Source organism: Paraburkholderia phenazinium (assembly GCF_900100735.1).
Classification (GTDB): domain Bacteria; phylum Pseudomonadota; class Gammaproteobacteria; order Burkholderiales; family Burkholderiaceae; genus Paraburkholderia; species Paraburkholderia phenazinia.
Map to the genome: position 1 here is coordinate 174,302 of NZ_FNCJ01000001.1, position 7,468 is coordinate 181,769.

9 protein-coding genes are annotated in these 7,468 nt (G+C 59.6%); 5 read left to right on the plus strand and 4 right to left on the minus strand.

Annotated elements, in window-relative coordinates; all coding sequences use genetic code 11:
- Positions 1-219: 219 nt before the first annotated feature.
- On the minus strand, positions 220-771 hold the full coding sequence (locus BLQ92_RS40500; protein WP_244896605.1) for a hypothetical protein: 552 nt from the start codon (positions 769-771) through the stop codon (positions 220-222).
- Between BLQ92_RS40500 and BLQ92_RS00790 the strand changes: the two genes are divergently transcribed.
- Complete coding sequence (locus BLQ92_RS00790) at positions 734-2,401, plus strand: hypothetical protein (RefSeq protein ID WP_244106029.1); 1,668 nt, start codon at positions 734-736, stop codon at positions 2,399-2,401. The genes BLQ92_RS40500 and BLQ92_RS00790 overlap by 38 nt on opposite strands.
- Positions 2,402-2,421: 20 nt before the next feature.
- Here BLQ92_RS00790 and BLQ92_RS00795 read toward each other — a convergent pair whose 3' ends face one another.
- The 3 genes from BLQ92_RS00795 to BLQ92_RS00805 are packed head-to-tail and all read right to left on the minus strand — an operon-like array spanning position 2,422 to position 3,563.
- Positions 2,422-2,796, minus strand: coding sequence for a DUF190 domain-containing protein (locus tag BLQ92_RS00795; protein ID WP_090680581.1), 375 nt, complete (start codon positions 2,794-2,796; stop codon positions 2,422-2,424).
- Positions 2,797-2,838: 42 nt separating this feature from the next.
- The gene (locus BLQ92_RS00800; protein ID WP_090680584.1) at positions 2,839-3,222 is read right to left on the minus strand and encodes a hypothetical protein; all 384 of its coding nucleotides are present in this window, start codon (positions 3,220-3,222) and stop codon (positions 2,839-2,841) included.
- Positions 3,219-3,563, minus strand: a complete 345-nt coding sequence (locus BLQ92_RS00805; RefSeq protein ID WP_090680587.1) for a DUF190 domain-containing protein — start codon at positions 3,561-3,563, stop codon at positions 3,219-3,221. Before BLQ92_RS00805 ends, BLQ92_RS00800 begins: the two co-directional genes overlap by 4 nt.
- Before the next feature lie 297 nt (positions 3,564-3,860).
- On the opposite strand from BLQ92_RS00805, the gene BLQ92_RS00810 reads away from it, so the two are divergent.
- The 4 genes from BLQ92_RS00810 to BLQ92_RS00825 all read left to right on the plus strand — a co-directional run bounded on the left by BLQ92_RS00810 (position 3,861) and on the right by BLQ92_RS00825 (position 7,363).
- Positions 3,861-4,082, plus strand: coding sequence for a hypothetical protein (locus BLQ92_RS00810; protein ID WP_244106028.1), 222 nt, complete (start codon positions 3,861-3,863; stop codon positions 4,080-4,082).
- Positions 4,083-4,325: 243 nt separating this feature from the next.
- Complete coding sequence (locus tag BLQ92_RS00815; protein ID WP_090680588.1) at positions 4,326-4,772, plus strand: SRPBCC family protein; 447 nt, start codon at positions 4,326-4,328, stop codon at positions 4,770-4,772.
- 152 nt (positions 4,773-4,924) lie between these two features.
- Positions 4,925-5,566 (plus strand): phospholipase D family nuclease, encoded by a 642-nt coding sequence (locus BLQ92_RS00820; protein WP_244106027.1) that lies wholly within the window; start codon positions 4,925-4,927, stop codon positions 5,564-5,566.
- A 438-nt stretch (positions 5,567-6,004) separates the two neighbouring features.
- Positions 6,005-7,363 carry a tyrosine-type recombinase/integrase gene (locus tag BLQ92_RS00825; RefSeq protein WP_090680592.1) on the plus strand — a complete coding sequence of 453 codons (1,359 nt, stop codon included), beginning with the start codon at positions 6,005-6,007 and terminating at the stop codon, positions 7,361-7,363.
- Positions 7,364-7,468 lie beyond the last annotated feature (105 nt).

The following is a 7,468-nucleotide window of genomic DNA, read 5'->3' on the forward strand; positions in this document are numbered from 1 at the left end:
CTCGCATCCCCACAGATATTTAGGTGTGCATCACAAAAAAGTGGCACACCAATTTCTCCTCAAAACTCGAACTCACGCAGGCGATCCGTATAGCGTTTGACCCTCGTTTCACAGGCATGGTGCATCTTTTTGCCGTGAAATCGCGAAATTGTTCATACGTTACAGCTAGTTACGTCTTTTCTGCAGACCTAAAAAATTTCATTCGGTAGGATTCACCCGTCAAAAAACGAACCACCCCAAACATCGGTCAGTTCGGGCGGGCGGCGCGCCAAGCGTTCGTATCCCGCGTTTCGAGCCGCCGATATCTGCGGGCAGCGATCGCCTGAGGCTGCGCCTCGGCATCGCCTGTCTGAAGTCAAACCCGATATTGGTTCGCGCGGCCACGCATCTGATGCGAGGCGCCGCTCGTCCGGTATTCATACTTTGCTCCTTACAGATGAAATACCCTTCGTTACTGCTTTCTTCCTTGTTACTAGTATTGGCCGGCTGCGGCGGCGGTGGCGGCGGTTCCGGCAGCGGCAACAGCGCCACGGCGAACAACGGCACGGGCTCCACCGCTAACGGCAGCACGGCTGCGGGCTCCAGCACCGCGAACGGCACCACTCTGGGCACCACGTTGACCGCCAACACCCAGGCTGGCCAAACGATGACCTGCCAGGCACCCAGCAGCGCCAGCGCGGCCGCAGGCAGCGCACTGATTTCCGCCGATACGCCGAGCGCCGACGCCACCCGCATGTTCGCGTCCGGCAGCACCTTCCAGCTTGCATTCACGACCAACGCCCCCTCCGCCGACAAAGTGAACTGGACTGTCAGCGACCAGCTCGGCAATGTCGCGGCGAGCGGCAGCTTCCCGGTTGCAAGCGGCCCGGTCACCAGCACACTCAGTTGCACCTCGACGCTTGCCGGCTATTTCGCGACGGCCGCGACGCTGGCGGCTAACGGCGGCCAGTTGCCTGAGGCAGGCACCCGCCCCACCGGCATCGCCACGTTCGGCGTGCTGCCGAACCTGTCCGGCGTCGTCCCCGCGGTGACCTATGCGCATCAGGACGAGCACCGCTTCGGCATGCAGGGTGAGAACGACAACGGCCCGCTGCTCGCCGACCTCGGTATCTCGTCGACGATCGACAACCGTCAGCTCTCCACGATGGAGCCGAACGCAGCAAACACCTTCAATCCGGCCGCCAACAACCTCGACCCGTTCTATACGTCGGGCCAGGTGATGCGCCTGATCCGCCTGGACGGCATCCCCGCCTGGGCGAGCCCGACCGGCGCGTTCGAAGACGACACCAATCCGCCGACGAGCCTTTCGTACTACCAGAACTACATGAGCCGGGTGGGGACGGAATCCAATACGATTCGCACTACGTATTTCCCGAACCAGTCGAACAACTACTACCAGGTGACGTGGGAGCCGAACCAGTTCTGGAACGATACGGACGCCAATTTTGTTGCGCTGTATCAATCGGTTTATCAAGGCATCCACTCTACCGATCCGCACGCGGTCGTGATGGGTCCGACCGACGCGTTCCCGTCGCTGACGACCACGCGCCTGCAGCGCATCGCATCGCTTGGCTTCGGCAACTACATCGATGGCATCTCGACGCACGGCTACTACGACGCGGGCACCTCGCCCTCGCATCCGCCTGAGCGCCTCGCCACCGACCCGAGCCCGGCGAACGCCGCCAACGCGTTGATGAACGAGATCCGCAACCTGCGCGCGGAAATGGTGGCGGACTACAAGCCTGGGATGAAGCTGTTCCAGACCGAGGTGGGCATCAGCTATGACCTCGGCAGCTCGTACGGCCCGAATTACCCGACTGGCAACATCCTGTACGCGCAGGCAGCAGTGGTGGCGCGCACGCACATCATCCTGCTGGGTGAAGGCGTCGACCAGACCTACGTGTTCTACGGCGCGGACTATCCGGGCGAAGTGGGCTACGGCACGTTCTTCGACCTCGCCGATGCACAAGGCGCGTTCGGTGCGACCAACATCAGTCCGAAGCCGGCCGCGATGGCAGTAAGCGCGCTGACGCACGTGCTGGACGGCACCAATACGCTGGGGCCGGTCAACGGCACGCCGTCGGGCGTCTACGCGTACTCGTTCCAGCAGCTTGGCAACGGTTCTGTGATTACGGCGCTGTGGACCCACAACAATAACGTGTGGAGCGCGAGCACGGGCTTCAGCGCGACGTATAGCGTGCCTTACAGCCTCGCCGTCGATGCGCCGGGCACCAGCGGCACCGTGAAGGTCATCGACATGATGGGCAACCCGCTGTCGATGAGCTACACCAACGGCACACTGACGCTCAACCTGACGGAAGCGCCGGTGTATGTGGTGTCGAACAACGCGACGGTTGCTAAAGCGAATGTGACGACGCCGGCGGGGTACGTGGCGAACTAGGCGCGCGGCAATGCGCTGCGTCAGCCTTGTGTGGACGGAGGCTGACGTGGCGCGTGCGCGGGTTTGTCCGGGTTTGGCAGGTCGCCTGCGATCATGCCGAACTCGACCGGATAGCGTACATAGAACACATGGACCCGCTCGGTGCGGACAATCTCCAGCAACCGTTCGGCTTCCTCTGCGGTCACCGCCAGAATGATCTGTAGCGGTTGATCGGTGAGTTTGAGCACATGGGCAGCATGACGTGCGCCCGCATGACCGACGCCCTCGGCGCAATTGATCACGGTCGCGCCGCAGATGCCCAGTTCGCGAGTTTTCTGCAGCAACCATTCACAGACGGTCTGATGACCGTGTCTACGGTTCTTCTCCGTGTAGAACGTCAGTTGATAGCCGTTCATGGCTGTCTCTTTCCCCGCTTCACCGGCTCTGCTGCATCTATTTCATTCTAGTGCATGGGTACCGCTGCGCTCGATGTTGCGGTGCGGGATATGGCGTGCGTATTCGATCGCCTCGGCGAGCACGGCGGCGATTTCGGCAATGCGGTCGCGCGTGATGCGGATTTCGATCCATTCGCTCATCGGCGCCTTGCCGTATGGCTGAAACGCGAAGGCGCGGCCCGCGTCGACCAGCGCGGCGGCGCGCCTGGCCGGGAGCTTGATGCCGATGCCGCTGCCGTATACGCAAAACGCCATGTGCGCGCCGACAAAGGCCGCGGGGCAGCCGAACATCGCGCCCTCATGCACCGATGCATCGATATCCCTGACCTGGGCGAACGCAACATCGAACAAACCCCGGTCATGCAATAGTCTTGGGAGACCCTTCATGGTTGCTCTCCAAAAATCGGTTCGTCCATGCCAAGCACTTCGTATTCGACGGGACAGCGCGTGTAGAAGAGTCGCACGCCGCCGCGGCGCAGGTCATCGAGCAGCGCATCAATACGCGCATCGTCGGCCGCTACCGTCACCACGACCGGTTGATCCACCAGTTCAAAAAAGCGCTCCGCGTGGTACTTGCCGTGCACGTCGATGCTCTCGCTGACTTCGATCACAGTCGCGCCCTCGATGCCCGCTTTGGTGACCTGAGTCAGAATCCACTCGACGAGCGTCATGCGAGCCTTGCGATGGCTCTGATTGTCCGCAAACACGGTCAACTGACTGCCTTTCATGGGGACCTCCATCGCCGCCGGTTGCTGACTCGTGGCCCTGTAGATAAGGATAGGAAATGGATCGGCACTGCGCACGAAACGAACTCGCCGTTCAAAAATATTGACCACTTCGGGGAGCCGGCCAACATGGCCCGCAGTGCTTACCGTGCGGTACTTTAGAACCTCGAACCGTACTGGATTGGGGCGCTGGGTACGAAGAATGCTGGGTCTCGCTTCGTGTGTCCCACTCACTTCAGCATAGACAGGAACATATCCGCCTGAAGCACGTCAGGACATATCGCCAAGGCGTTCGCGCATATGAACGCCGACCCCACGCTTGCCCCCATGCTCAAGGCGATGGGCACATGGTCAGTGCGGGTAGTGGTATTTGTCGCTGCGCTAAGCGAGGTGGATGTCGAGTTCGCGCAACGCAAGGATGTGGATGCGGCGATTGGGGAGCTCAAGAAGCTGGTGGCGGATGAGCCTCGGGTATTGACTGGGACCACGCTGGCGCCGGTTGTTTCGGTGGCGGCGCAGTGATGAGGGTGATGGGATGCGCCGACCAGCGGTGAAGAGTGCAAATTATGCGTAACCTATAAAAAAAGCGCCAGATGTATATTTTAATTGCTTCATGGCATCTATCTCAACGCTCTGTGTACCATAAACGGCAGGAAGTTGAGGATCATGCTTCCATAGGCCAGCTTGCATGCCCACGTGTCGATTCCACTGCCCCTCACGCGTCGTATAGGATCGGAGGACTGCCCTCCGCTTCTGGAGTCAATCATGCCGGGACAAACCATCCACCTTCATCGCGTGGTCCGCTCCACGCCCGAGCGTATCTATCGCGCATTCCTCGACGCCGACGCCCTGGCCAAGTGGCTTCCACCGAATGGGTTTACCGGCAAGGTCCATCAATTGGACGCCAAGGTGGGTGGCGGCTATCGGATGTCGTTCACGAATTTCAGCAACGGCATTAGCCACTCGTTCGGCGGGGAGTATCTCGAGCTGGTGCCGCACGAGCGCATTCAGTACACGGGTAGGTTCGACGACCCTGGCTTGCCGGGAATGATGCAGACCACGGTGTCGCTGCGAGCGGTGTTTTGTGGGACTGAGCTTAGCGTCGTTCAGCAAGGGATTCCGGAGGTGATACCCACCGAGGCGTGCTATCTCGGATGGCAGGAGTCGCTTGCATTGCTGGCCGCGCTGGTGGAGGCGGAAGTTCGTCAGTGAATGCACCGGCGGGGCTCCCGGTCCTCACACACCCTCTGCAAGGCGAGCTTCAAAAATTAGGCCTGGTAGCCAACAGTGCCGAGCTAAATTGCCCGCCCCACCTTCGCGCATTCACAACGGCTACACACGCACATATCATGTGTAGCTGCTCCATGAACACTGCGGCTTTCGAGCGTCGCCAATGCACCGATGACCTTAATGCTCCCGCTTATGCGGCATCCGCAATAGCCGCATCTAGCGGTCAAATACAGTTACCGGCAATGAAAAAAATCGTAGCAGTCCTCCTTGTTTCCCTGGCGTCTACCATCGCCTTTGCTATGCAGCCGCTGCCGTCGAACGCAGCATTCGACACCGGGTTTTCCCCTGACGGTAGCGCGCTCAATGTGGTCGTGAAGGGCATCGAAAGCGCCCGCGCTTCGATCCTGGTTGCCGCCTACACCTTCACCAGCAGGCCGGTCGCCACGGCCCTGCTCGCCGCGCAGCGTCGTGGCGTGAAGGTTGCGGTAATCGCGGACCGCGCGCAAAACAGCAAGAGCTATTCGTCCGTATGGTTTCTGGCGAACCAAGGCGTCCCCGTTCGCCTCAATGATCGTTACCAGGACGAGCACAACAAGTTCATGGTGATCGACGGTCTGCATCTTGAAACCGGGAGCTTCAACTACTCGGCGGCCGCCGCGAACAAAAACGCCGAGAACGCTGTCCTGCTATGGAACGTGAAGCCTCTAGCCGAGCGCTACACGGCCGAGTGGCAACGCCTGTGGCAGGAGAGCGCCGATCTGAAACCAGCGTATTGAGAAAGTTGTAGCAAGCGCAACCGAGCCTTTGAAATGTTCGATGCGGATGAGGTAATCGAGACATATATGCCGACTGGGCCGGCTATATGCGAGGGCATGCGGCGAGTGATGATGGCAGAAATTTGGCACGCACGAAGTGCAAAAACCCCCTCCCAAATGCAAAACAACGCACTACACCTCGAGGTGTAGTGCGTTGTTTCTAAAGCGATTCTTGGTGGGAGGAGGAGGATCGAACTCCCGACCTTCGCATTGCGAATACGAACAAGTCGACATTTCTTGAGGTAGATTCGCGCTGACAAAATTCAGTAAGTCATTGTATTTTAATGACTAGTGTCTTGCCTATCTTTCCATCAATGTTGATTCACATACCTTCATTGCCGCATAATCCGGTTACATGGCGGTTACACGAGGTTGCCGCCTTACGAACAAGGGGGTTAGGTGGCGAAGGTAAACTTCACTGCGGCTCGGGTAGAGGCGCATCGCTGCGAACAGGGTAAGTCGCAGTCGTTTCTTTGGGACAGCAAGACTCCCGGGCTCGGCTTGCGAGCCACAGCTGGCGGAGCCAAGGCTTACATTTTCCAAGGGAAGATCCATGGCTCGACCGTGCGGATTACGATCGGCGATCCGAGGAGCTGGACGATCGACCAGGCTCAGGAGCGAGCGCGTAGTCTCCAGACGCTTATTGACGGCGGTGTTGATCCGCGAGAACAAGAGGCAGAGCAGAAGGCCGCACACGAAGCCCGGCAGGCAGCGAAGCGCCGTCAGGACGTAACTGTCGGCGAAGCGTGGGAGCATTACTTGGAGCATCTGCGAACAAAGATCTCGCCCAAAACGAAAAAGCCGCGGTCGGAGAGATACATCCTCGACCATATCAACCTCTCGTCGCCCGGCGGAGGTATTGCAAAACGCGGCGGCAAAGAAAAAGTGCGGGGACCATTGGCTCCGCTCATGCCGCGCAGGTTGACCGAGATCACGGCAACATCCATGTCTGAGTGGCTCGAGGTCGAAATACCCCGGGGACCAACGAATGCTGGCCATGCGTTCGGCCTTTTCAAGGCGTTCATTCGGTGGTGCGACACTCACGAGACGTACGCGGGCATCATCCCCCAAGAGGCCTATGCTTCGCCAAAGGTCAAGGGCATTCTCCCTCGCAGCGCCGCGAAGGACGACTGCCTGCAGCGCGAGCAGCTGTCTGTTTGGTTTAGCGCAGTACGTGGTATCGCAAATCCAGTCATCAGCGCATACCTGCAAGGCCTTCTGATCACCGGAGCCCGTCGGGAGGAGCTAGCCGCATTGCGCTGGGAAGACGTGGACTTCCGGTGGCGGAGCATGACGATGAACGACAAAGTGGAAGGTACCGGCGGTCGGACTATTCCGCTCACTCCGTACTTAGCAAGCCTATTGTTGAGCCTTCAACGACTGAACGAGATCCCTCCCAACAACCGTCAAATCGCGCGTCTTGCACAAAGGGGCGAGCAGTGGGAGCCGTCCGAGTGGGTGTTCGCCAGCAAGACCGCGTCGGATGGGAAGATTGCTGAGCCGCGTCATGCACATAATCGCGCGTTGGCCCCGACAGGTTTGCCTCACCTTTCGCTGCACGGCCTGCGCCGATCATTTGGCACTCTGTCGGAGTGGGTCGAGGTTCCCGTCGGCGTTGTCGCTCAAATCCAAGGGCATAAGCCGTCCGCAATTGCTGAGAAACACTATCGGCGTCGCCCTCTTGATCTGCTACGCATGTGGCATGACAAGATTGAGGTGTGGATGCTCGAGCAGGCGAAGATCAAGTTTGAGCCCTGAAGCAGTGCACGGTGTGCCTCTTCAGCCACTGTTTCCGGCGTCAAGCGGCCCTCGGATGCCACCACCCAAGGCTGCCCCAATGTTTTTTCGCGACTGCCCTCGCCA